1 protein-coding gene is annotated in these 502 nt (G+C 63.5%); it reads right to left on the reverse strand.

The window, feature by feature from the left end; genetic code table 11:
• Positions 1-502: NAD(P)(+) transhydrogenase (Re/Si-specific) subunit beta (locus H3V53_RS43380; RefSeq protein WP_336603065.1), on the reverse strand; the 502-nt coding region annotated here is incomplete at both ends.

Below are 502 nucleotides of genomic sequence, written 5' to 3' on the forward strand. Positions count from 1 at the left end.
GCCCTGGAACAGCCGGAACTTGTACTTGCCCGACAGCTTGCCGAACGCGATGACCGAACCGCTAAAGGTAATCGCGCCGACGAACGTGCCGATGAACAGTTCGATCCGGTTGCCGTACGGCAGGAAGCCGGGAATGCCTTCCTCGGCGCCGAGGCCGAACGCAGCCGGTTCCGACACGACGGCATACGCGATACACACAGCTGCCATACCGATCAGCGAGTGCATCGCCGCGACCAGTTCGGGCATCTTCGTCATTTCGACGCGCGCCGCGACGAACGCACCGATCGCGCCGCCGACGATCAGCGCGACGAACACCAGCGACAGGCCGAGCGCGAGATTCGAGCCGAGCAACGCGGCCTGCTTCGCGATCAGTGCGACGGTGGTGAGAATCGCGATCGCCATGCCGACCATGCCGAACACGTTGCCGGTTCGTGCCGTTTTCGGGTTCGACAGGCCCTTGAGCGCCTGGATGAAGCAGACCGAGGCGATCAGATAAAGGAGC

This window comes from Paraburkholderia bengalensis (assembly GCF_037126505.1).
Lineage (GTDB): Bacteria > Pseudomonadota > Gammaproteobacteria > Burkholderiales > Burkholderiaceae > Paraburkholderia > Paraburkholderia bengalensis.